Origin of the sequence: Chryseobacterium sp. D764 (genome assembly GCF_019317325.1) — a bacterium.
Taxonomy (GTDB): domain Bacteria; phylum Bacteroidota; class Bacteroidia; order Flavobacteriales; family Weeksellaceae; genus Chryseobacterium.
The window spans coordinates 445,674-469,572 of the sequence record NZ_CP079219.1 but is presented as its reverse complement, the minus strand read 5'-3'; the positions used below and the strand labels follow the sequence as shown (position 1 = coordinate 469,572).

Genomic DNA, 23,899 nt, shown 5'->3' with positions numbered 1-23,899 from the left:
TTAAATAGTACGGGTTACGAGATGCGGGGTTTTGAGATTCGAGGTACGTGATTCGAGTTATGATGTATGTATTCGCACCTGCATCCCGAAATCTCACAAACTCGAATCCCTCACCTCACCTATTTCGCTTTACTCACATCTGTAAGGGCATTCAGAAAGGCTATGATCTGTTTTATTTCTGTTTCAGTAAGGTTTAATTTATCCGGTGCAAGAGTTTGGTTTTTCATTTTTAATCCTAATCCTTCTCCGCCTCCTTCATTATAAAAGTCAAGAACTTCTTCTAGCGTATTGAAAGCTCCGTTATGGAAATAAGGTTTGGTAAGGGCAATATTTCTGACCGTGACTGTTTTGAATGAATAATCATAAATCCATGATTTTTCCTTTTTCACAGGGCTGTTTCCTCTTCCTAAATCCTGATCAAGCTCTACAGGAAGCTGTTTAATGGGCTTCGTAGTAATTCCCAGAACCTCAGATTCATTTTCATTAAAAAACGGCGGTACCAATCCTGAAAAATGAGGGGCAAAATGGCATGTCGCACAATTGGCTTTTCCCATAAAGAGGTTGAATCCTTTTTTCACATCATCAGAAACATTCTTTTCATTTCTCATAAAACGATCAAAATCGCTGTCAAATGAGTACAATGAAGCTACATAAGAGCTTAATGCCTTCGAAAAGTTCTCTTTACTGATCTTTCCATCTTTGAAAGCTGCACGGAAAGCCTTTTTATATTCAGGTTTTGTTTTTAATTTCTGAATAATGCTTTCATAACTTGTATTGAATTCCTGGTCATTATAAATTACGTGTTCCGCCTGCTGTTCCAGATAAAAAGCACGAAGGTCATAGAAAAACCTCTTGGCAAAAACAGCATTATATAAAGACGGGGAATTTCTCAGTACTGTTTTTCCTTCCACATTGCTTTGTGATTTTGCTTTAAGGTCTGTAAAAGCATTTTCCTGAAGATGGCATGTGGCACAGCTCATTTTCTCGCTGCCACTTAAATTCTGATCATAGAAAATTGATTTTCCAAGATTGCGGAGTTCAGGATTATCTTCTGAGGATTTCAATAAGGTATAAAAATACGGATCTAAAAAATCACTGCTGAAAAAGTTCTTGTTTCCTACATTCCAGCCGGAAAATTCTTTAAGATCATCAGGTCTTCCGTCCCATTTTCCAAGCTCTTCATATAAAGGCTGTATGTATTTTTTATAAAATTCAATCCTGTCAAAATTTTCAAAATCAGTATTTTTTGAAAGGTAGCTGATGGCTTCCGTTAAAATCTGATTAGCTTTCTGAGTATTATAATTTTTAAAATAAGGATCATCATTAATGTATTTCTGCATTCCTGAAAAAGCATGGCTTGCTTCCCCGGAAATATTTAAAGAACCCGGAGTATCAAAACCTGTCACTCCGAGAGAATAGATTCTAATCAGCTCAATTCGTAAGGGCAATGTCTTGTTATTGCCTTTGCTTAAACCATTTTTTAAAGCACTTAGATAAAATCCGGAATAGCTGTTGTATAAAAAGGTAGTAATTGTTTTGATCTTTTCTTTTTCATTTCCTGCTTCCTCTGAAAATATCAATTCATCCAACACCTGTAATCCTTCCGGAGGAAGTGTATATGCGGATGTTCCTGCAGCTTCAATATGAAACAAAGGGGCCGCATTCAGATGGGTTTTGGTAAATTCAGGATAATGATAAGCCACATAAAATTCTATTTCTTTGAATGAATTTCTGGTACTGCTCAGTGATTTCTGCAGTTCTTCAAGGGAAATACGGTCTTCTGAGAATTTATCAACATCTGATTTCAGCTGTTCAAGCTTGGTTTTGAAGTCGGACAACCCTTTATTGACAAATGTATTTTCGCTTTCTTTTCCTTTATAAACAGGATTAAAAGACATTACTGCAAATCCTATCAAAAGGACGATTACAAGCAGTGGATAAGATCTCATGAATTTTTAGCGGCAAAAGTATTACTCTGATGTTATCTCAGTTTTAATAACAGATTAAATAATGTTTATATTTCTGATATCATATTTTTCACTAATTTTAAACCCCGAAATCAAATTCATTATTCTAAAGAAAACGGTTATTCGAAATACCGGTAAAAATAATGGCGGGAGATTATTGGGCGAGGATTTTTTTAATTGAATTCAACACATCAAAAAAACTAAAATAGTATTATGAAAACAAAACTATGGTTTGCTGTTGCAGCAAGTTTCCTTTCTCTGACTGCATTTTCACAGAAAAAAAAGCAGCCTGAAAAACAGTCCGGAAAGCCGCAGGAAATGGCTGTCTACGCAGAGAAAAGAGGTTCTGATTATTATCTGGTCCGCCTTGAAAAGGATAAAAACATTCCCAATGTGTATGTGTATTCCAACGGTGTTACCAAGCCTTACAAAAATTATTCTGATCTTAAAGATATCGTAACAGAATTCCCGGGAATGATGACTTCCAACAATTCTACAAAGGAAGAACTGATTTCCATTCTTACAAAAGATAATCATTTCTACGAAATCACATCACAGCGAAAAGATCCCAAAAACATTGAAAAAACTGTTGTTACGGTATACGAAGTGATGAACGGCCAGAAAAGAATTGTAGAAGAATATAATGACATCTATGAAGTGATGGCATCTCCTTATAAAGATGCGATTATCATTAATTAAAAAAACAAAATTATACATATTATGCTAAACAAACTTGCTGCCTCAGAACTTGTTCTGAATGAAGACGGAAGTGTATACCACCTGAATCTTTTACCTGAAGATATTGCTGACAAAATCATCCTTGTGGGTGACCCTGACAGAGTGGCAAAAGTTTCAAAATATTTTGATACTGTAGAGATCAAAAAAAATAAAAGAGAATTCTATACGCATACAGGAACGCTTCGTGGAGAAAGAATTACTGTAATGTCTACCGGTATCGGAACTGAAAACATCGATATCGTAATGAACGAACTGGATGCTTTGGTGAATATCGATCTTAAAAATAAAGAATTTAAGACTGAGCATAAAGCTCTTGAACTATTCCGTATGGGAACTTGTGGAAGTGTAAACCCTGATGTACAGGTTGACAATATGCTGGTTACCCAAAATGTAGTAGGATTAGACGGACTGATGCATTTCTATCAGGATTATAGCTTTGAAAATGAGTTTTCCAAAAACTTCTTAGAAAAATTCCCTTACGAAAAAATTAAGCCGATGCTTTACTTCTCAGACTGGGCTGAAGAAATGGGTGACTACTACAAAGATGCCAAATACCACGGAAATACGGCAACCTTCCCAGGATTCTATGCGCCACAGGGAAGACAGCTTCGTCTGAAAGCAGTAGATGATCAATTCCTAGAAACATTGAACGATCTTGGAATTACCAATTTCGAGATGGAAACGTCTGCAATCTATGCGCTTTCAAAACTATTAGGACACAAAGCCATTACCGTAAATAACGTTATTGCCAACAGAAGACGCGGGGAGTTCTCTGCAGACCACCATGCTTCAGAGAAAAACCTTATTGATTGGGTATTGGAAAGAATTATTAAGTAATTACTTTTATTTTACATAAAAAAACTCCGGAAACTATTTCCGGAGTTTTTTTATAGGTTTTGGCTAAAGCCAATGGTATTTGTTTATTTTAAAAACGGGCTAAAGCCCGTTCCTATTGAATTTTGATCCCTTCACAATCAATAGAACTCCACATCCTTCCTTGTCATTCCGTAGGAATCCAAATACTAACTTTTAAAAACAGAATAGAGATTCCTACGGAATGACAAAGAGGTCAAAAGAAGTTTCGTAGGTAAAAACGGATAGGAATCGATACAATGATTACAAATGGAAAGTCCTTGGATCGGGATACTGAAAAACATAATCCAGTTCTGAAATCAGTTTTGAAGATAAAACCTTCTTACCTTTTATTTCAAAAACTTCCTCATCAGGTATATTTTTCTGTACATTAATCACCTGACTTTTTGCCGGATGAACCGGGGCCGTAACATTATAAAGTTTAGCTTCTGCTTTATTTTCAATCATTTGTGTGATAATAGCACTGATATCAGCATAATGAATATGATTCACTGCATGATCAAGATTACCCACGTTATAGTTTTTCAGAAGTCTGTTATCTCCCATCAGACCTCCTAATCTCAGAATACTAAGCTGAGGATATTTGTTTCTCAACATTCTTTCTCCTGATACATTCTCAAAAGGAACATCCTCTTCTGTAAACTCTTTGGGAAGATCCGGGTAAACTCCTGTGGAGCTCATCAGAAACATCTGCCCTGTAAAATCACCGATAAATGCTGATAAATTTTGGATTCTATTATATAAAGAACTTACACAGCAACTTTTTTCAGAAACCGGAATAGTAATAATCAAAATATCTATATTTTTAACTTCCTCCCATTGAGGAACAGGTTCTTTCAACTGATAGTCCGGAAAAGATGCCACGACAGCATTCATTCCTTTGTTATTCAGATCTTCTGCTTTATTTTCAGTTGTTGTCGTTGCAGATATGGTATATTTTCCGGATAAGGAAGACGCTATTCTCTCTCCCAGCCAGCCATAGCCAATAATTCCTATTTTCTTCATATTTCGGATACAGATTGAATTGATAATATTTCATCTAAAGAACCCATCAGCTGAGTTTTCACTTCATCACTCAGATGTATACAGCTCTGAACAGCTTCAGGAATATGTTTTGCTTTTTCTTTGAGCTTTGTTCCATTCTCTGTAAGGTTGATCAGTACTACTCTTTCATCTTCTGAACTTCGGGTTCGGATGATCAGTCCATTTTTTTCCATTCGTTTCAGGAGTGGAGTCAATGTTCCATTATCCAGATGAAGGTGTTCGCCAATCTTTCCGATATTCATTTCACCATGTTCCCACAAAACAATCATTACAAGATATTGAGGATAGGTTAATGAAATTTCATCCAGATAAGGCTTATATAAGCCTGTAATATACCGGGAAACGGCATAGGTTTTAAAACATAAATGTTCTGATAAAGGGATCATCGTTTTTTTATAAACAAAGATAGTTTATTTATTTTGTGCACAATATTTTTGCTTAAAATATTTATTCTTGTAAGTGACATGAGAAACTAGAATCATTTAATAGAACCCAGAATATATTTTTGTTCCAGGCTATGATTATTTTATTACTTTAGCGAAAGTAAAAACTAACCATTGAACATGAAAAACACCAAACAGTCTGACGTCAGTAAGCTTTCCGAACTTTCTATTGAGCAACTTACAAAAGAAGAAAAAAAACGTTCTGCGGCTCATACTACCTTTTGTATTATTATGGGAATATTAATAGCAGCCTGTATCTATGTTACCATAAAGAAAGGTTTCAATGGAATAACTCCACTCCCTTTAGCTTTTTTTCCCTTGTACCTGATTATAAGAAATAGCTGGCAAAATGTCCGAAAGGAAATTCGGTCCCGAAAGGTCAATTAAAATCTATTATTTAAAAACTCGTTGATCATCACATAAAAATGTCCGGGATAAATAAAAAATCACCAAATTTCAAATAAAACCCAACTATTGCTTCCTCGTAAAGCAGTCTTTTATGTGGTCATTTACCATTCCGGTAGCCTGCATATGGGCATAAATTACCGTAGAACCCACGAATTTGAACCCTCTTTTTTTAAGTTCTTTGGAAATAAGATCGGAAATTTCCGTTGTAGCAGGAACATCAGACAATTTTTCAGGACGGTTATCTATGGGGTTTCCGCCTGTAAAGCTCCAGATATAGCTGGAAAAACTCCCGAATTCTTTCTGAATTTCCATAAATCGCTGAGCATTAGTAACTGCTGCCAGAATTTTAAGTCTGTTTCTGATAATTCCGGAGTTGTTCATTAATTCTTCGATCTTCTTCTCTGAATAGGCGGCTACTTTTTTATAATCAAAATGATCAAAAGCGTTTCTGAAGTTTTCTCTTTTAGATAAGATAGTGTACCAGCTCAGGCCGGCCTGAAAGCTTTCAAGAATCAGGAATTCAAATATTGTTTCATCATCATACACGGGTCTTCCCCACTCTTCATCGTGATACTTTCTGTAGAGGTCATCTTTTTCGCACCATCCACATCGTACTGTTTCCATAATTATCAAATTTTATCAACTAAAGATACTGCTGATTTAGAAAAATATAACAAAAGATTATGAAAAGTTTAACAGAGGTGTCCTGTTTTAGGAATGGTTATTGTTTAATTACTGATACCTAACCAAATTTATAATATTATGAACAATTCAGAGTACAACAAAGCGGAAAATGCAGTAAATAATGTAGAAAACTCTTTACAGAATGCAACGGATAAAACCAAATGGAAAATCAATGAATTGGCAGACAAGGCCAAAGATTATATCAATGAGAAGAGAAACAATGATCAGGAGGCCAGCCAGGAAGACTGGCTTGACAGGGTAAAAGCTAATGTATCTGATGCCTGGGAGGATATCAAGGATAAAGCAGATGAGGCATGGGAAAAAACCAAAGATGCAGCAGAGGATGTAAAGGCAGAATGGAATAAGAAAACCAATTAGTATTTCAGTCATATAAATATTTTCAATAAAATGGAGTCTTAAATTGATAAGGCTCCATTTTTTATTATGCCATAACCACAATTATTGCTACATTTGTATTATAATAAACATTAAAAAATTATGTCATACGGTTTACTTAAAGGCAAAAAGGGAATTATTTTTGGAGCCCTTAATGAACAATCTATCGCATGGAAAGTTGCTGAAAGATGCCATGAGGAAGGTGCTGAATTTATCTTATCCAATGCTCCTATTGCTTTGAGGATGGGGGAACTTAATGGATTAGCAGAAAAAACAGGTTCTGAAGTAATAGCAGCAGATGCTACTTCTATAGAAGATCTTGAAAAACTTTTTGATGCCGCTGTTGCAAAATTTGGAAAAATCGACTTTATCCTTCACTCTATCGGAATGTCTATCAACGTAAGAAAAGGAAAACATTATACAGAAATGAACTACGACTGGTTGGAAAAAGGCTGGGATATTTCCGCTGTTTCTTTCCATAAGGTAATGCGTGTAGCCTGGGAAAAAGACTGCATGAATGAATGGGGAAGTATTTTAGCGCTTACATACATTGCTGCTCAGAGAACATTCCCGGATTATAATGATATGTCTGATAACAAAGCTTATCTTGAAAGCATTGCAAGAACTTTCGGAAACTATTGGGGTGAAAGAAAAGTACGTGTAAATACAGTTTCTCAGTCTCCTACAATGACTACTGCCGGTAGTGGTGTGAAAGGTTTCGGAGGATTCCTTGGATATGCAGAAGATATGTCTCCACTAGGAAACGCCACAGCTCTTGAATGTGCAGACTATTGTGTAACTTTATTCTCTGATCTTACGAAAAAAGTAACGATGCAGAACCTTTTCCATGATGGTGGTTTCAGCAGCTCAGGTGTTACTCAGAGAGTAATCAGTAAATATGATACTGAATAATAATTCATCGAAAAAATAACGAACTGATAACGTTTCGTTTTACCATAAAAGAAAACCCATGAAACAGATTCATGGGTTTTCTTTTTTTACTACCTGAAACCTCATCCATTCATTTGGAGCAACTATAAAAGGCTTTTCAAATAGAAAACTTCAGTGATCAAATTGAATGAATAATTAATATAAAATAAACCCGGCGGCCTCTTCGAGGCCGCCGGGTCTGTCAAAAATAATATTAATATGATATTATAAAATTACGGTCTGTATAGAGTGTGCAGGAGCATTAAGTTTGGCAGCCATTCCTTCAATCCATAGATTGGTTTCAATATCATTGTCTGAATCATTCATAATTACAGTTACCAGCTGTCCGTTTTCGTTCATAAAGGCAGAAGACGTCAGCGCAGCCCTGTTTGAAGAACTTCCTATTCTCTGGGCATTTGGTTTGATATATTTTGAAACATGTCCTATATAATAGTATTCATAGGTATAGAACACCTCTCCTGTTTTGGTATCTGCAATAATCGGGGCAAAGCAGAAATTTCCTTTATGATTAGGTCCTCCGGTTTCATCCAACAGAATATTCCAGTCGGTCCATAGTGCATTCCCTTTGTTGAAATCATTCAGCATATTTTTGCTGTACAATTCTCCCAGACTTACATCATAAATCTTATCCATACTGAACTGTTCTTTACATCCTTCCGTGAAGGCCAGAAATTTATCAGGAAAAGCTCTGTGAGTTTCTGCTAAATTGTCAAAGAGCTGCGTTTTATTGTTCCATGTTTCATACCAGTGATAGCCGATTCCATGAGCATATTTTGAAGTTTCCGGATCACTTAGCGTAGTGGTTGCTCTTTGATAAATAAGGTCTCTGTTGTGATCCCAGATCATTACTTTTTTATCTTTATATCCGTTTTTCCAAAGTGTTGGCCCAAGATTCTTTTTCAGGAATTCTCCTTCTTCTTCAGCAGTATAGATACATGATTCCCAGCTTTGGGTAGCCATCGGCTCGTTTTGAACCGTCAGTCCCCAGATATTAATTCCTCTTTTTTCGTATTCTTTGATAAATTTGATATAATAATCTGCCCACGTTTGGTAGTATTCATTTTCTAATCTTCCGCCTTTATACAAACTTTTATTTGATTTCATCCAGGCTGGAGGACTCCATGGGGAGAAATAGAACGTAAAATTATTCCCGATCGCTTTCTGAGCTTCTTTTATCATCGGAATTTTATACTTCTCATCATGAGCAACGTTAAACGTTTTCAGGGAAGTGTCATTATCCTCTACATAAGTGTAAGAATCACTGGAGAAGTCACAGGAGTTCATATTGGTACGAACAACAGTATATCCCAATCCGTTCTTCCCAAAATAAGCGTCAAGAATTTCCTTTTGCTTATTCTTTGGCATTTTATAAAAAGTTTCTGCTGACGCATCTGTAATAGCACCACCAATTCCTATCAGTTTCTGGTATTTAAAATTTGGGGCCACAAAAATACAGGCTTCTGTTTCTTTGGGTTGTCCAAATTGTTCAAATTTAACGGCTCCTTTATCCACCATCTTCTCATCCGCTTTCGAGTTGGTAAGGATCACCTTAGCTGTTTTTCCTGTATTCTTTTTCCAATAATTCTGTGCATTGACATTGATGACAACGCCTACTACAAAACAACTTACAATTAGTTTTCTCATGATTTTCTTCTGTTTTTGGACCTTTTGTCCTCATTTTCATTATTTATTCTGATAGACTCTTACGTAGTCTATGTAATACTTTTGTGGAAAAATAGAGTCATCAATTCCCTTCTGACCTCCCCACATTCCCCCTACTGCAAGGTTTAAAATGATATAGTAAGGTCTGTCAAAAGGCCATGCCTCATTATTTTTTTCCATATTCTCATAGGTGAAAAATTTCTGATCATCTATGTAAACATCAATTTTTTCCGGGGTCCAGTCTGCTTTATAGACATGAAACTTTTCGCTGGCATCTTTTACAAACAGAGTATCTGTTTTCTGTGTTCCCAGGATATGATTGTACTTTTTAGTGTGAACAGATGCATGTATAAATCCCTGGTTATACCCAACATGTTCCATGATATCCAGTTCACCATCATCAGGCCACTTCTTCATATTTTCGCTCATCATCCAGATTGCCGGCCATGTTCCGCGACCTTTGGGAAGTTTTGCCCGGATTTCTACTGTTCCATATTGAAAAGCGAATTTCCCTTTGGTTAAAAGTCTGGCGGAAGTATATTTATTGGTTTCCCAATTTTCTTTTCTAGCTTCAATGATGAGGTTTCCTTTTTCCATTCTGGCATTTTCAAGCCTGTTTTTGGTATAAAACTGAGCTTCCTCATTTCCAAAACCGCCTCCACCTACATCATAATTCCATTTTAATGAATTCGGAAGACCTTTCCCATTGAATTCATCATTCCAGATCAGGGTTCTGTGAGCATCAGATTTGTGCGAGGCACAGTTTAAAGCAAAGAAAAACGAAGTCCCTGCTGCACCTATTGTGATGATATTTTTAACTTTCAAATTCATTTTTATTAGATTTTAGCTAAAGCTATTTTCTGACTTCTTTATTAAGCGGGCTAAAGCCCGCTTCTATTGAATTTTACTTTGTCCAGTTAATTCTTTTGGTCTGTACATTTTGAGAATTGGTTCCGATCATAATATCGAATTCTCCACTTTCCCAGTCAAAATTCAGATTGTCATCAAAAAACTTCAGGTCTTCCGGTGTCAGCTTAAACTCTACCTTTTTACTTTCTCCTTTTTTGATAAGTACTTTCTGGAAACCTTTCAGTTCCTTCACAGGTCTTACCACTTTACCGAAAAGATCTCTGATATAAAGCTGTACCACCTCTTCACCATCATATTTCCCTGTATTGGAAACGGTAACGCTGATATTCAGAGTCTGATTTCCTGTAAGGCTTGCAGAACTTAAAACCATGTCAGAATATTTAAAATCTGCATAGCTTAAGCCATATCCAAACGGATATTTCGGATCATTATCAAGATCTATATAGGCTGAAACATAGTTTCTGTCTGTATTATTTTTTGCAGGCCTACCCGTATTATAATGATTGTAATACACAGGAATCTGCCCTTCAGTTCTCGGAAAGCTCATCGGAAGTTTCCCACCAGGATTCACAGTACCGAATAAAACGTCTGCAATAGAGTTTCCGGCTTCAGTTCCCAGCCACCATGTGTACACGATTGTCGGAATATGATCTGCTGCCCAGTTGAAAATCAAAGGCCTTCCAGCGTTAATCATCAGAATGATTGGCTTGCCTGTTTTGGCAATTTCTTTCAATAAATCTTCCTGAACTCCTGTAAACCCAATATTACTTCTGCTTTTTGCTTCTCCACTCATCGCATGTCCTTCTCCCAATGTCATAATCACTACATCCGCTTTCTTTGCCGTTTCTACAGCTTCTGCAAACTGGGTTCTGTCCTGATCATCGACATTACAGCCTTTTGCATAAAGTAAAGTGGAATTTTTATCCAGTTGATTTTTAATTCCGTCAAATTGTGAAACGATTCTTTGGTTATCATCTTTAAAAGCAATAGACCAGAACCCATGATTTGCCACTGTTTCTTTACCAAAAGGGCCAATCAGAGCAACTGTTTTCGTAGTTTTTGAAAGGGGAAGAATATTTCCCTGGTTTTTAAGAAGAACAATACTTTTTGAACCAAATTCTCTTCCGAATTTTCTGTTCTCCTGATTATCGGTCTGTTCTTTCTGTCTCTTTTCATTGCTGAACCGGTAAGGATCATCAAAAAGACCCATTTCAAATTTTTTGGTTAAAATTCTTCCTGTTGCATCATCTATTAGTTTGGGGTCTACTTTTCCTTCTTTCACCAGTTTTGGAAGTTCTGCCATATAGACACGGCTTTCCATATCCATATCACTTCCACCCTGTATTGCTTTTTCAGCCGCTTCATTAGCATCTTTGGCATAACCGTGAGGAACCATTTCCCCGATGCTTCCCCAGTCTGAAACCACAAAACCTTTATAGTTCCATTTTCCTTTTAAAAGGTCTCTTTGAATATATTTGTTAGCTGTCGCCGGAATTCCGTTGATGTCATTGAAAGAGTTCATAAAAGTAGCTACTCCTGCTTCAGCAGCAGCTTTAAACGGAGGAAGGTACGTTTCATTCAGCTGTCTGAGGCTCATATCTACAGAATTGTAATCTCTTCCGCCTACCGCTGCACCGTATGCTGCAAAATGTTTTGCACAGGCCATCACGGCATCAAGACTTCCCAAACCTCTGCCCTGAAATCCTTTGATCCTTGCCAATCCTATTTTTGTTCCCAGGTAAGTATCTTCTCCGGAACCTTCCATTACTCTTCCCCATCTCGGATCTCTGGCAATATCCACCATTGGAGCAAACGTCCAGTGAATCCCATATGCCGCCGCTTCTGTTGCAGCAATTCTTTCCGATTTTTCTATCATTCCCATATCCCAGCTTGCCGCCTGCCCCAGATTTACAGGAAATGTGGTACGGTATCCGTGGATAACGTCCTGCCCAAACAGCAAAGGAATTTTAAGCCTAGACTGCATCGCCAGTTTCTGAAATGATCTGGTTTCTTCTGATCCTGCCACATTCAGCATAGAACCCACTTTACCTTTTTTAATTTCTTCCAAAACGGCTGCCGAATTAGATTTCTGAGGTCCTGTAGCATATTCAAACCCACTGTACTGTACCATTTGCCCTACTTTTTCCTCAAGGGTCATTTTAGACAGCAATTCTGCTACTTTCTGATCAATTGTTTTCTGTCCGTATGCATTCATTCCCAATGCGGAAAATGCCAGTAAGAAATAAGCTCTTTTCATAGTATCAAATTAAAAAATATAGGTTGCTGTAGAACGTCCTGAAATTGTTACAGCAGCGGTTTTCCCGGCAAATTTAATATTAAAATTATCATCTGAAGGGTTATCGTTCTGCACAATTAAAACTATTTTCCCAAATTGAGTCTTAAAAGCAGCAGTGGAAAGTTTATCTGTCTGTGTGGAAGCGATACGCTGTGATCCTGCCGGAACAAATTTCGAAGCGTGGGCAATTATATAATAGGAAACATTTCTTGTGAAATTCTCGCTGTCAGACACGGTAACTGCTCCTTTACATTCTGTACAACCGCCTGGTGTATGCGGAGCATATTCCGGATCGTTAGCAAGATTCCATTCCAAAGCGATTTTACTCCAGTTTCTCATGGAGCCGATAATTACATTTTTTGTGTGCCAGTTCAGATCTTCGGTAAAAGTTCCTTTTGATCCGGTCCACTGTTCGGTAAAGTATAGATTTTTATCAGGGAAAGCATTATGCACAGTACTTAGAGCCGAAATCTCTCCTTCATACAAATGAAAAGCGGATCCGTCTATATACTTGTTTGCTTCAGAATCTTTTAAAATATCAATGGCATATTCAGGTTTGTTGCAATTGTGATCGTAGACAACAATTTTCGTAGTAATTCCATTGGCTTTAAAAACCGGTCCGAGATGGTTCTTAATAAAATCTCCCTGCTTTTCAGACGGCATATACAAACTCGGATTATTTCCCGGGTGTAAAGGTTCATTCTGAGGGGTTACTGCATCGATGGTAATGCCCTCTTTTTTCATGCCCTGGATGTATTTTACAAAATATTGGGCATATGTTCCATAGAATTCAGGTTTCAAACTTCCTCCTTTTGACTGGCCATTGTCTTTCATCCAAACCGGAGGTGACCATGGCGCAGCAATGATTTTAACAGAAGGATTGATTGCTAAAATCTCTTTTAACGTAGCAATCAGATTTTTATCTTTTTCCAAACTGAAATTTGAAAGAGAAGGATCAGTCTGTCCTTCCGGCAGATCATCATATGAAAATACTTTACCATCAAGATCGGAAGCTCCTATACTTAACCTTAAATAGCTGATGGAAATTGAGTTTTTATCATTTCCAAAAAGTTCGTTAAGCAGTGCTTTTCTTTTGGAAGATGACAATCGGTTGATTACCTCAACACTTCCCCCTGTTAATGTATATCCAAAGCCATCAACATATTGAAACTTTTGAGAATCATCAATTTCAATATTCTGAAAACTGTTGGAAGTATTTACAAATTTAACAGAAGTCTGCTGCTGTAACTTTACACTTTCATCACCTTTTGTAAGCCAGTACTGTACTTCATTTCCTTTATTGGATACAACTGTACACGACAAAGAAAAAAGGGCCACACCACTAAGTAGTGCGGCACCTCTAAAGAAACTATATAAGTTGTGAAACTTCATATTTTAGTAACCAGGATTTTGTTTTAAAACTGTATTCGGCAATTCATTGAACGGAATTGGAAGAATTTCATTTTTATTGGCTTTAAATCCTTTGAAGGCAAGCTTAGAAGGAGCATCTCCCCATCTTACGAGGTCAAACCATCTGTGCCCTTCTCCTGCAAGCTCTCTTCTTCTCTCATCTTTTATGGCCTGTAAAGAAACCGGAACCGATGCTAATCCAACTCTTAATCTTACCGCATCTAATAAAGCTTGAGCTCTTGCTCCTGCACCTCCTAAAGCTTCTGCCTCCATCAGGTAAGTATCTGCTAATCTTATTGCAATATAATTCTGACGGAAATTCAGTTCTGCTGGTCCAGGAAGTGAACTTTTTAAAGCATTCGTAGGTAAGTATTTATTTAAGAAATATCCTGTATCAGCAAACGCTGGGCTGTAAGTAATTTTACCATCTGCTACCAGTTTTTTTGCATTAAAAACGGTTACATCCAGTCTTGGATCTCCCTGCATGAAAGTAACAAAATTCTCTGTTACGGTATTAAATGCCCAGCCTGAATAGATATCAGGTGCATCATTATTCGGGATATTTTTTAGTGAATAAGAACGAGGCCCTACCATTACGTTGATAGAGTTCCCTTCATCTTTACCCTGCCCCCAGAATCCCCAATCGGAGTTTCCTTTATTGGTATGCATTACTTCAAGGATAGATTCTGTTGAAAACTTATAAGGATCCGATAATTCAGGACCTACTTTAAATAAGTCTGCATAATTGGCTACCAGTTTATATCCATACTGGCTGGTTCCTCCAGGAGTACCATTTACCTCAGCGAACTGTGCTGCTGCTTGAGGCATTTTTTTATCATAAAGATAAATTTTACCTAAAATAGCTCTTGCAGTTCCCTGTGTGATTCTTCCTTTATCATTCCCACTTGATACCATCATCAGATCTGGAATAGCAGCATTGATATCGCTTTCTATCTGAGTATAAACATCATTAGGATTAGCCTGTGGAATATTCCAATAATTATCATCAAACTTTACGGATTTAAGGATTAAAGGAATATTTCCAAACATTCTTAACAATTCGAAATAATATAATGAACGAAGAACTTTTGCTTCTGCGATATATCTTTTCTTAATATCATCACCCATATTAGCACTCGGAACTCTTTCTATTAAAAGGTTAGCACGTGCAATTCCCTGATAATAGTCTCTCCAGTAACTGGCTGGCATTGTATTCGGGTTAATCATATAGTTATTTAACCCCTGAATTCCTGCTCCATCATTAGAGTTTCCTCCTCCTGAATAAAAATCATCAGACCCTGCATTAAAGAAAGTAACTGAATTCTCGAATCCGCCTGAATATTTTCTCAAAAGATCATATACTGAAACCAGAGCACTGAAAGACTGCTGCTCATTCTGGAAATACAAATCAGTATTAAAAGATCCTGAATTCTGTACATCATCCAGATAGGAATCACTACAACCCATATTGGTAAAACTCAGACCTGTCAGGAATGCAACGGCAAGTCCTTTATATATAAAATTCTTATTTTTCATTTTGTTAATCATTAAAATTGAATATTAGCACCTATCAGGAATGTTCTTGCCTGTGGATAGTAAGCTCTGTCTACACCAATAATATCCTGTTCGGAATTATTTCTTCCTGCAATTTCAGGGTCGTAACCGGTATATTTTGTGAAAGTAACAAGGTTCTCTCCAGTGATATACAGTCTTACTTTGCTCATTCCGAAACGTTCGGTAACATCCTTAGGAATAGTATAGCCTAACTGAACAATTTTCAAACGGACATAATCACCTTTCTGAAGATAATAATTTGACATCCATGAATAGTTATGGTTAGGGTCATTACGTGTAATTCTAGGATTATCGTTGGTAGAGCCTTCACCCGTCCATCTGTCTAAGATTCTTGTCTGATAGTTGGCATCAAGCATATCCAATCTTCTCAAACCCTGGAAAATCTTGTTACCAGCCTGTCCTTGAGCGAACATCATTAAATCAAAATTCTTATAATTAAGATTTACTGTAAGTCCGAAAGTATATTTCGGGATAGAGCTTCCTAAGTTTACTTTATCTTCATCATCAATTTTACCATCACCGTTGTTATCCTGCCAGATAAAGTCTCCCGGTTTTGCATCAGGTAGTAATTTTACTCCATTTGCATTTACATAGTTATCAATTTGTGCCTGATTTTGGAATACACCACTATAAGTCTGTCCGTAAAATGATCCATAGGGCTGTCCTACTGCTACTCTGGAAACTGCTCCCATTGTTTGGAAAGAAGCAAGGTTAAAATATTTAATGTCATCTTCCAATCTAAGAACCTCATTCTTTATCGTAGCGAAGTTACCATTAACTGAAATTCCGAAATCTTCCCAGTTCTTTTTATATCCTAACTCAAGCTCCAGACCAGTATTCTGCATATCTCCTACGTTTGACCAAGGTAAATTCGGAACTCCTACATAGCCAGGTATATTGATCTGTCTAAGGATATCTGTTGTTTTCTTTTTGTACCAGTCGGCAGTAAGAGTGAAATTATTGAATAATTTTAAATCAGCAGCAATATTGAGCTGACTGGTCTGCTCCCATTTCAAGTTTGGATTTTCCAATGTACTTGGTGCATATCCAATAATGATATTATTTCCAGAGTTAGTATAGTTACTTCCTGAAACCATGAAGCTTGCAAATCTGAAGTTATCCATTTCATCATTTCCTAATACTCCGTAACCTCCTCTTAGTTTTAAGTTATTAATTACTCTGTTCTCCGGCCAGAAGTTTTCCTTATGAACATTCCATCCCAAGGACATAGACGGGAAAGTTCCCCAATGCTGATTGGTCGCAAATTTTGAAGAACCATCTCTACGAATCGTTCCGGTGAATAAATATTTGTCCGCATAATCATAAATGATTCTACCAAAATAAGATGCTTTACGGGTCTGAATTCCATCCCATCCTGTTGCAGTAATATTATCCTGCGGAATATTAAAGTTGAAAGAAGCATCCTGCCAGTTATCAATAGGTAGGTTACTATATGTCAAACTAGCCCCGCCAGCAATGTTGTATCGGTAAACTCCCTGTCCAATCATAATGTTGATATTATGATCCCCAAACTTATTCTGATAGGTCAAAGTATTTTCCATACTCCACTCAAATTTATTTTCATCCACCTTATTCAGACTGTTGAAGCTGGTATTGTTATAGTTTGGACTTAAATAATATTTCGGGGTAAAAGAACGGCTTCCCCAATAGGATTTCTTACCGTTCAGACTGGTTTTAAATGTAAAGTGATCCAGAAACTTAAGCTCGGCAAAAACATTTCCTACGAAATCATCAGACCAGCTATAATTTCCCTGTTGTATATGGCGGAAAGCCTGCGGATTGGTCATTTCCTGATTTACATATCTTGAAATTCCATAGGGACGGCCTTCAGAATCACGGATGATATAAGGGTTGGTATAGCCGCTTGGGTCTACCATAGACCAATCTGTTACAACAACCGGAGTGGTAGGATCCAGGTTAACTGCTGAAGCCAGAGGCCCTCCAAATTCTTCATTTGCACTTACTCCTTGTGACTTCACATGGGTATAGGCAAAGGTTTGTCCTATCGTCAGATAATCTGTAACTTTATGGGTTGAGTTGAATCTCGCATTGATTCTTTTGTAATAAGAGATATCGCTCAATACAATACCGGACTGATCAAAATATCCGAACGATGTATAGTATGTTGATTTTTCATTACCTCCTGTAATGCTTACTTCATGAGAAGATTTTTCACCTGTTCCGAAAATGGCATCCTGCCAGTTGGTTCCTTTTCCAAGTGATTCCGGATTAGTAAATCTAGGAGTTCCTCCATCATTTACAAAACCCTCATTGATAATTTTAGCATACTGCGTAGCATCCAGAAGGTCCAGTTTTTTAGAAGCGTTTGAAAAACCATAGAATCCATTGTAAGAAAGGGTAAGTTTTCCTTTTTTCCCTTTTTTAGTAGTAACCAATATTACTCCTTTTGCAGCAGAAACTCCGTAGATTGCAGATGAAGCTCCATCTTTTAAGACTTCGATACTTTCTATATCAGACTGATTGAGCCATCCAATATTATCTACAACAATACCGTCTACCACCCATAAAGGGCTGTTACTTCCTGCCCCAAAACTGGTAATACCCCTTACACGTACAGTGGCAGCAGCTCCAGGCTGTCCGGAATTGGTCACTACAGAAACTCCGGCTGCTCTTCCCTGTAATACCTGTTCCGGTTTACCAGATGGAATATTTTCAATATCGCTGGCTTTAATACTCGCTATAGCACCTGTCACATTACTCTTTTTCTGAGTACCGTAACCAATCACTACAACTTCGTCTATTTTGTTTTCTTTAGCAATTGTGTCCTTCGCCTTGGTGGTCTGGGCACTGAAGTTGGCCGTAAAATAGAGGACGGCAACCACTCCTACGCTTCGTGATATTCTTACATTCATATACAGTTATTGTTTAATTCTCAAATTGAGACAATAAAAATATATTTTTTTTCAATTAATTAACATTCTATTCATAAATATTTTAATTTTTCTTTTATTTTTCAGGGTTAGAAGCCCTATCTTCGCATCAATATTTCATAAAATTTCACAAAAAAACAATAAAGAAGTCTCCCAAAATGATCATCAAGCTTTCTAAAATTTCTCTTCCGTTAAAACTTACCTTTCTTATTTTTTCAATGGTTTTGAACTGTATGGGGCTTATTATTCTGCAGTTGGCCGAAGAGAAAATCACTTACGGAGAATTGGGTTTTTTAGAATCATTTAAAGATCTACCCATAGCTTTTATTTCTCTTTTTGCAGTGGGTTTTATCAACAAAACCGGAACAAAAAAAGCATTGATTTCGGCTTTAATAATTGTTGGCTTTTGTTCTTGTCTGCTGCCATTTATAGAAGTTTTCTGGTTTTTCAAATTATGGTTTGCCATCATCGGTGCCTGTTTTGCGATTGGTAAAATCTGTGTTTTTGGAATTATAAGGAACAATATTTCGGATGAAAAGTCGCTGGCAAAGACTATGAACAGTGTAGAAGCTTCTTTCATGATCGGAATTTTTGTAGTGAATACCTGCTTTGGATGGGTAGTATCAAGTGAATATTCTGAATATTGGAAATTTTGCTTTTTATTAATCGCTTTCTTATCTGCATTAACAATATTCCTTTTATCAAAAATTACAATTTCTGAGGCCAAACCATTGGAAAATAAAAGTATATTCTCTGAACTTTCAGGGTTTGTAACTCCTTCTATAATGCTATTCCTTGGGGTTATATTTTTTATTGTTTTTATAGAACAGGGATTCAACTCATGGCTTCCGTCTTTTTATAAGAATCATTTGAAAGTCAATTCATTTTTTGCCCTTCAGGCTACTTCTTTTCTGGCAGTATTTTCTTATGCAGGAAGAACAATAACAGCCAATATTATCCGAAGATTTTCATTGCCGGGTTACTATCTTTCATGCATGGCTTTTATTATTTCTTTATTGATCATTATTGTAGGTGTACAGTATTTTGATTCAGCAGATTCAAAGATTATTCTCTTCTTATTTCCGGTGATCGGTTTATTTTTGTCGCCACTCTACCCTGTCATCAATTCAAAAATGATTGCACAGATGGATAAGGAAAAAGTAAACTTATTCACTTCTCTTATTGTTATATTTTCCTCACTGGGTAGCTCTGTAAGCTCGATTATCATGGCTGTTCTGTTTGAAAAACAATTATTAAATTTTTATCCGTTATATATCTTATCTTTCGTAATTCTTCTTTTTGTGACTAGTTTGGTATTTTTTAATGTTTCAAAAAGAAAATAGTTTTATTTTTACAGCCATGAAAATCAAAGACACAAAAAGTAAAGAAACACTTCGGGAACTTATCGATACCAAAGATTTTGTTGCCCATATATCTGTTGACTGTACTATATTCGGCTTTCATAATAATATTTTGAAAGTCCTTCTTTTAAAGTATCATGATCTTGATCTATGGTCACTTCCAGGTGGTTTTGTTTTCAATGATGAAGATTTAAGGGAAGCTGCAGCAAGGGTTTTATTTGAAAGAACACATCTTAAAGATATATTTCTGAAACAGTTTCATACGTTTGGAAGGATAGACCGTACAGAAAATAATGTTCATCAGATTCTTCTTAACAATAAAGGAATTGAGGTACCGGAAGATCACTGGATTTTTCAAAGATTCATTACAGTAGGTTATTGCAGCCTTATTGATTTTTCAATGGCCAATACTTTCCCTGATGCCTTCAACGAAAGCTGTGAATGGTTTGAGGTAAGCAATTTGCCCAAGATGGCTTTCGATCATGATAGGATCATAGAAACAGGGTTAGAATACCTGCGAATGAATATCAATACAGAGGTGGCGGCCAGCAATCTGCTTCCTGAGAAGTTTACGATGAAAGATCTTCAGTCTCTTTACGAAACCATTTTAGGCCAAAAATTCAGAAGGAATAATTTCCAGCGTAAAATTTTAAGTTTAAATATTCTTGACAGACTGGAAAAATTGTATGATGGCTCAGCCAATAAAGCTCCTTACCTGTATAAATTTAAAAGTAAGGTTCACAATTCTACCAATCAGTATCCTATATCCAATGATGAGGAGGCTTAAAACACAGAATTTATTTTATAAACAAATAAAAAGAGCATTATCTGTCTGAAAACCAAACTTAAGATAAGTTTTCAAAAAAATTTTCAAGACACCACGAAAAATGTTACTTTTAACCAAATCAAAAAATCATGTCATATTATCCTCTTACAAGCATCCCTGATTATTATGGAATTGATGCTTTACTTACTGAAGAACACAAACTAATCCGCCAATCTGTAAGAGACTGGGTTGAAAGTTTTGTAATGCCGCAGATTGATCAGGCCGCTCAAAATCATACCGATATACCTAATCTTATGAGAGAATTAGGGAAAATCGGAGCACTGGGACCTTATATCCCGGTTGAGTATGGCGGTTCAGGATTAGACCAGATTTCTTATGGTCTGATTATGCAGGAGTTGGAAAGAGGAGATTCTGCAATACGTTCTGCAGCTTCGGTTCAGAGTTCTTTGGTGATGTTTCCTATCAATGAATTCGGTTCTGAGGAACAGAAAATGAAATATCTTCCTAAGCTTGCTGCCGGAGAAATGATCGGATCTTTTGGATTGACAGAACCTAATCATGGTTCAGACCCAAGTTCTATGGAAACTTATTTTAAAGATATGGGAGATCATTATCTTTTGAATGGAGCTAAAATGTGGATCACGAACTCTCCTCTATGCGATATCGCTGTGGTATGGGCAAAAAATGAAGAAGGAAAAGTACAGGGATTGATCGTTGAAAGAGGAATGGAAGGATTTACTACGCCTGAAACTCACAATAAATGGAGTTTAAGAGCTTCAAAAACCGGAGAATTGGTATTCAATGACGTAAAAGTTCCAAAAGAAAACCTTCTTCCCGGAGTAACAGGACTGAAAGGACCTTTATCTTGTCTGAACTCTGCACGATATGGAATTTCTTGGGGAGTAATTGGTGCTGCTATTGACTGCCACTGTACTGCTGTTCAGTATTCTAAAGAAAGAAAACAGTTTGGAAAACCAATCGGTTCTTACCAGCTTCAACAGAAAAAACTGGCTGAATTCTTAACAGAGATCACAAAAGCTCAGTTATTATGTCTTCAGTTAGGAAATCTTAAAAATGCTCACAAAGCAACTCCAGCTCAGATTTCTATGGCGAAACGTAATAACGTTAATATGGCTATTGAAATTGCGAGAGAATCCAGACAGATCCTTGGTGGTATGGGAATCATGGGTGAATTCCCAATGATGAGACATGCTGCAAACCTGGAATCTGTGATCACTTACGAAGGAACGCATGATGTTCACTTACTGATCACCGGATTAGACATTACGGGAATCAACGCTTTCTAAAAAAGACAATATATATAAAAAGAGTCTGGCCGTCGGTCAGACTCTTTTATTTTACTCACATTTCAGAGAATTGATATTCAATGAATAATTGTTGATGTCGTAATATTTTCATGAATTTATTAAAGTTATTATCTTAATACCAAAGAAAATGCATCAATATGAGAAAAATTATAACTTTTTTACTGGGCCTTACTGCCTCATTCTACTTTGCACAGCAGGCTGGAGACGTCGTAAGTGCGGAACAGAAACTGGATTTAACCCCACAGGAAGTCATCAATTTCATCGCCAATAATCTCGGTGATCAGGATGCTCCGGAATTTGCCGGCTACCTGAACAGTTTTAATGTAGGACTAAAGGGGTACAAGATCACTTATTACACCAAAAACGAAAATAATGTTCTTGTGAAAGCTACGGGGCTTCTTATGTATCCTAGTGTACCTTTCAAACTTTCAACAGTGGTATCAGATCATGGAACAACAGACAGTAGAAATAATGTTCCGTCTAATTTTAAGGGAGCATTGACAGCAGGATTTGTTGTTGAATTGTCTTATGTACTCAATGGCTATATTTTAATGGCTCCTGATTATGTAGGGATGGGAACCGGAGACGGAGTTCACCCTTATGTAGATTATGCCACTGAAGCAGGTGCCACCATTGATTTCATCACTGCTGCCAATAAAGTACTGGGTCAATTAGGTGTTAAACGGTATGATGAATACTTTTTAGCCGGATATTCACAGGGTGCTCATGCTGCGATGTCTACTTTAAAAAGATTAAGCATTTCGAATCCCAATAATATCAAATTCAAATATGCATATATGGGCGACGGACCGTATGATTTCTCCGGAGTTACTTTAAATAAAGGAGTTCTGGAAAAAGATATTTATCCGTTTACCTCATTCCTGGCCAATGTTCTCAATACCTGCAACAGTACAGGATATAAAACATATAATAACGACATTTCAGAAGTTATTTCTGCAGAATATCTTGATAAATACAATTACCACGTTGTTCAGGATAACGGCGGGCTTTTATGGGGTCCGGTGATATGGAGAAAACTCTTTACGACAAGCTTCGTGAATGATGTTACCAATAACCCCAATAACAAGCTAAGACAGTGCATGAAACCGAAGGATGTATACGACTGGTACAACAAAACACCTATGACATTAGGTCATTCTACTGTTGATTTAGCGATTCCGCCTGAAAATACTTCTAAAACCATTGATGTTCAGCGTGGATATTATGCATGGTGGGATCTGAATAAATACAAACTGGATTCTTTTTATTGGGGACCACTAGGACATGTTGGAGGAATTCTTCCATTCACTCTAGCTTCCAATGCCAAATTCAATACATTGAGAAGCGGCGGACTTCTTAATGAATGGGCGATTGCAGGGTCTATTTTCGGGAAGCAGTCAGCAGAGAAAACGAATGAAAAGCCCGCTCCTTTTTCTTCACAAATACAACCGGATTTGGGCAACATGCAGCTGGTTGAAATCACAGATTTTAATAAAGAAAAAATTCAAAGCAGGACAGCTAATGACCATAGTCTATCAACTTTAAAAGACGGAGTTTATCTGTTGAAAGTATCGGAAAACAACGAGAATAAAATAATTCCGTACATCAAAAACACTCCTAAAGAAGTTACTGAAAATGAAATCGTACAGTCTGCGAACTCATCAGTTTTGCAATTAAAAGTTGATCTGGATGAACTTACTGCTGTAAACGTTTTTGATGAAAATAAAACAATGATCAAAAGTATTTCTCAAAAACAATATCGCGAAGCCGGAGGAATCAATGTGCAGGATCTCGAAAATAAAAACTATACTTTTGAAGTGGTAGCTCCGTATTACAATCTTCAGTTCAATAAAGCAATTGGAGGTACCCAATCTTCTGAGAACAGTACTGATATTTTCACTCAAAAACAGCAAATTGTTGCAAAATCCGCCAATGATATTAAAAACATCAGTATTTATAGTATTTCCGGAGCTCTGACCATTCAGCAGGAAGTCAATAAGCCATTATTTGAATCCAGAAATTTAGAATCCGGTGTGTATCTGGTACAAATCACCCTTTCTAATGGAAAAGTTATTAATAAAAAAGTAAAACTGTAGAATCAATCACTCTTCTATATCTCATTTCAAGTTAATTTTTGGCACTTCAGCAATGAAGTGCTTTTTTATATCAATAATTATAATAAATGGTCTTACTT

At 36.7% G+C, this 23,899-nt stretch carries 19 protein-coding genes; 9 read left to right on the top strand and 10 right to left on the bottom strand.

What is annotated here, in order from left to right; all coding sequences use genetic code 11:
- Window positions 1–119: 119 nt before the first annotated feature.
- The gene (locus tag KYG33_RS02005; RefSeq protein WP_219072573.1) at window positions 120–1,949 is read right to left on the bottom strand and encodes a cytochrome-c peroxidase; all 1,830 of its coding nucleotides are present in this window, start codon (window positions 1,947–1,949) and stop codon (window positions 120–122) included.
- Between the two features lie 231 nt (window positions 1,950–2,180).
- Here KYG33_RS02005 and KYG33_RS02000 point away from each other — a divergent pair, with 231 nt between their 5' ends.
- Together KYG33_RS02000 and KYG33_RS01995 are read left to right on the top strand one after the other, a co-directional pair.
- Entirely contained in the window at window positions 2,181–2,666 is a 486-nt protein-coding gene (locus tag KYG33_RS02000; RefSeq protein ID WP_077414434.1) for a hypothetical protein, read from the top strand.
- Window positions 2,667–2,687: 21 nt separating this feature from the next.
- Complete coding sequence (locus KYG33_RS01995; RefSeq protein ID WP_077414436.1) at window positions 2,688–3,542, top strand: nucleoside phosphorylase; 855 nt, start codon at window positions 2,688–2,690, stop codon at window positions 3,540–3,542.
- 279 nt (window positions 3,543–3,821) lie between these two features.
- Here KYG33_RS01995 and KYG33_RS01990 read toward each other — a convergent pair whose 3' ends face one another.
- Together KYG33_RS01990 and KYG33_RS01985 are read right to left on the bottom strand one after the other, a co-directional pair.
- The gene (locus KYG33_RS01990) at window positions 3,822–4,583 is read right to left on the bottom strand and encodes a hypothetical protein (RefSeq protein WP_219072572.1); all 762 of its coding nucleotides are present in this window, start codon (window positions 4,581–4,583) and stop codon (window positions 3,822–3,824) included.
- Entirely contained in the window at window positions 4,580–5,008 is a 429-nt protein-coding gene (locus tag KYG33_RS01985) for a MarR family winged helix-turn-helix transcriptional regulator (RefSeq protein WP_077414440.1), read from the bottom strand. The genes KYG33_RS01990 and KYG33_RS01985 overlap by 4 nt, the downstream gene beginning before the upstream one ends.
- 177 nt (window positions 5,009–5,185) lie before the next feature.
- Here KYG33_RS01985 and KYG33_RS01980 point away from each other — a divergent pair, with 177 nt between their 5' ends.
- Window positions 5,186–5,452: a hypothetical protein gene (locus KYG33_RS01980; RefSeq protein ID WP_077414442.1), complete on the top strand. Its 267-nt coding sequence runs from the start codon at window positions 5,186–5,188 to the stop codon at window positions 5,450–5,452.
- Between the two features lie 84 nt (window positions 5,453–5,536).
- Here the strand turns inward: KYG33_RS01980 and KYG33_RS01975 are convergent, their stop codons facing one another.
- On the bottom strand, window positions 5,537–6,097 hold the full coding sequence (locus KYG33_RS01975) for a DNA-3-methyladenine glycosylase I (RefSeq protein ID WP_077414444.1): 561 nt from the start codon (window positions 6,095–6,097) through the stop codon (window positions 5,537–5,539).
- Window positions 6,098–6,235: 138 nt separating this feature from the next.
- Between KYG33_RS01975 and KYG33_RS01970 the strand changes: the two genes are divergently transcribed.
- Window positions 6,236–6,535 carry a hypothetical protein gene (locus KYG33_RS01970; protein ID WP_077414446.1) on the top strand — a complete coding sequence of 100 codons (300 nt, stop codon included), beginning with the start codon at window positions 6,236–6,238 and terminating at the stop codon, window positions 6,533–6,535.
- A 120-nt stretch (window positions 6,536–6,655) separates the two neighbouring features.
- The gene (locus tag KYG33_RS01965; RefSeq protein WP_077414448.1) at window positions 6,656–7,465 is read left to right on the top strand and encodes an enoyl-ACP reductase; all 810 of its coding nucleotides are present in this window, start codon (window positions 6,656–6,658) and stop codon (window positions 7,463–7,465) included.
- A 243-nt stretch (window positions 7,466–7,708) separates the two neighbouring features.
- Here KYG33_RS01965 and KYG33_RS01960 read toward each other — a convergent pair whose 3' ends face one another.
- The 6 genes from KYG33_RS01960 to KYG33_RS01935 form a co-directional block, all read right to left on the bottom strand.
- The gene (locus KYG33_RS01960) at window positions 7,709–9,148 is read right to left on the bottom strand and encodes a glycoside hydrolase family 30 protein (protein ID WP_219072571.1); all 1,440 of its coding nucleotides are present in this window, start codon (window positions 9,146–9,148) and stop codon (window positions 7,709–7,711) included.
- A gap of 39 nt (window positions 9,149–9,187) precedes the next feature.
- Window positions 9,188–9,997 (bottom strand): family 16 glycosylhydrolase, encoded by an 810-nt coding sequence (locus tag KYG33_RS01955; RefSeq protein WP_219072570.1) that lies wholly within the window; start codon window positions 9,995–9,997, stop codon window positions 9,188–9,190.
- Window positions 9,998–10,070: 73 nt separating this feature from the next.
- Window positions 10,071–12,293 carry a glycoside hydrolase family 3 N-terminal domain-containing protein gene (locus KYG33_RS01950; RefSeq protein WP_180565717.1) on the bottom strand — a complete coding sequence of 741 codons (2,223 nt, stop codon included), beginning with the start codon at window positions 12,291–12,293 and terminating at the stop codon, window positions 10,071–10,073.
- Window positions 12,294–12,302: 9 nt separating this feature from the next.
- On the bottom strand, window positions 12,303–13,724 hold the full coding sequence (locus tag KYG33_RS01945) for a glycoside hydrolase family 30 protein (protein WP_180565716.1): 1,422 nt from the start codon (window positions 13,722–13,724) through the stop codon (window positions 12,303–12,305).
- A gap of 3 nt (window positions 13,725–13,727) precedes the next feature.
- The gene (locus KYG33_RS01940; protein ID WP_219072569.1) at window positions 13,728–15,278 is read right to left on the bottom strand and encodes a RagB/SusD family nutrient uptake outer membrane protein; all 1,551 of its coding nucleotides are present in this window, start codon (window positions 15,276–15,278) and stop codon (window positions 13,728–13,730) included.
- Window positions 15,279–15,289: 11 nt separating this feature from the next.
- Entirely contained in the window at window positions 15,290–18,211 is a 2,922-nt protein-coding gene (locus KYG33_RS01935; RefSeq protein ID WP_219072568.1) for a SusC/RagA family TonB-linked outer membrane protein, read from the bottom strand.
- A 176-nt stretch (window positions 18,212–18,387) separates the two neighbouring features.
- Between KYG33_RS01935 and KYG33_RS01930 the strand changes: the two genes are divergently transcribed.
- The 4 genes from KYG33_RS01930 (at window position 18,388) to KYG33_RS01915 (ending at window position 23,801) form a co-directional block, all read left to right on the top strand.
- A complete protein-coding gene (locus tag KYG33_RS01930) occupies window positions 18,388–19,572 on the top strand; it encodes an MFS transporter (RefSeq protein WP_257468891.1) in 1,185 nt (394 codons plus the stop codon).
- A gap of 16 nt (window positions 19,573–19,588) precedes the next feature.
- Window positions 19,589–20,377, top strand: a complete 789-nt coding sequence (locus KYG33_RS01925) for an NUDIX hydrolase (RefSeq protein ID WP_052184596.1) — start codon at window positions 19,589–19,591, stop codon at window positions 20,375–20,377.
- A 128-nt stretch (window positions 20,378–20,505) separates the two neighbouring features.
- Window positions 20,506–21,684, top strand: a complete 1,179-nt coding sequence (locus KYG33_RS01920) for an acyl-CoA dehydrogenase family protein (protein ID WP_219072567.1) — start codon at window positions 20,506–20,508, stop codon at window positions 21,682–21,684.
- Between the two features lie 158 nt (window positions 21,685–21,842).
- Window positions 21,843–23,801, top strand: a complete 1,959-nt coding sequence (locus KYG33_RS01915) for a T9SS type A sorting domain-containing protein (protein ID WP_219072566.1) — start codon at window positions 21,843–21,845, stop codon at window positions 23,799–23,801.
- Window positions 23,802–23,899 lie beyond the last annotated feature (98 nt).

Bases quoted from the DNA above. Each gene is read 5' to 3' on its own strand.
- KYG33_RS02005 (WP_219072573.1), bottom strand. From the start codon at position 1,949: ATGAGATCTTATCCACTGCTTGTAATCGTCCTTTTGATAGGATTTGCA.
- KYG33_RS02000 (WP_077414434.1), top strand. From the start codon at position 2,181: ATGAAAACAAAACTATGGTTTGCTGTTGCAGCAAGTTTCCTTTCTCTG.
- KYG33_RS01995 (WP_077414436.1), top strand. From the start codon at position 2,688: ATGCTAAACAAACTTGCTGCCTCAGAACTTGTTCTGAATGAAGACGGA.
- KYG33_RS01990 (WP_219072572.1), bottom strand. From the start codon at position 4,583: ATGAAGAAAATAGGAATTATTGGCTATGGCTGGCTGGGAGAGAGAATA.
- KYG33_RS01985 (WP_077414440.1), bottom strand. From the start codon at position 5,008: ATGATCCCTTTATCAGAACATTTATGTTTTAAAACCTATGCCGTTTCC.
- KYG33_RS01980 (WP_077414442.1), top strand. From the start codon at position 5,186: ATGAAAAACACCAAACAGTCTGACGTCAGTAAGCTTTCCGAACTTTCT.
- KYG33_RS01975 (WP_077414444.1), bottom strand. From the start codon at position 6,097: ATGGAAACAGTACGATGTGGATGGTGCGAAAAAGATGACCTCTACAGA.
- KYG33_RS01970 (WP_077414446.1), top strand. From the start codon at position 6,236: ATGAACAATTCAGAGTACAACAAAGCGGAAAATGCAGTAAATAATGTA.
- KYG33_RS01965 (WP_077414448.1), top strand. From the start codon at position 6,656: ATGTCATACGGTTTACTTAAAGGCAAAAAGGGAATTATTTTTGGAGCC.
- KYG33_RS01960 (WP_219072571.1), bottom strand. From the start codon at position 9,148: ATGAGAAAACTAATTGTAAGTTGTTTTGTAGTAGGCGTTGTCATCAAT.
- KYG33_RS01955 (WP_219072570.1), bottom strand. From the start codon at position 9,997: ATGAATTTGAAAGTTAAAAATATCATCACAATAGGTGCAGCAGGGACT.
- KYG33_RS01950 (WP_180565717.1), bottom strand. From the start codon at position 12,293: ATGAAAAGAGCTTATTTCTTACTGGCATTTTCCGCATTGGGAATGAAT.
- KYG33_RS01945 (WP_180565716.1), bottom strand. From the start codon at position 13,724: ATGAAGTTTCACAACTTATATAGTTTCTTTAGAGGTGCCGCACTACTT.
- KYG33_RS01940 (WP_219072569.1), bottom strand. From the start codon at position 15,278: ATGAAAAATAAGAATTTTATATATAAAGGACTTGCCGTTGCATTCCTG.
- KYG33_RS01935 (WP_219072568.1), bottom strand. From the start codon at position 18,211: ATGAATGTAAGAATATCACGAAGCGTAGGAGTGGTTGCCGTCCTCTAT.
- KYG33_RS01930 (WP_257468891.1), top strand. From the start codon at position 18,388: ATGATCATCAAGCTTTCTAAAATTTCTCTTCCGTTAAAACTTACCTTT.
- KYG33_RS01925 (WP_052184596.1), top strand. From the start codon at position 19,589: ATGAAAATCAAAGACACAAAAAGTAAAGAAACACTTCGGGAACTTATC.
- KYG33_RS01920 (WP_219072567.1), top strand. From the start codon at position 20,506: ATGTCATATTATCCTCTTACAAGCATCCCTGATTATTATGGAATTGAT.
- KYG33_RS01915 (WP_219072566.1), top strand. From the start codon at position 21,843: ATGAGAAAAATTATAACTTTTTTACTGGGCCTTACTGCCTCATTCTAC.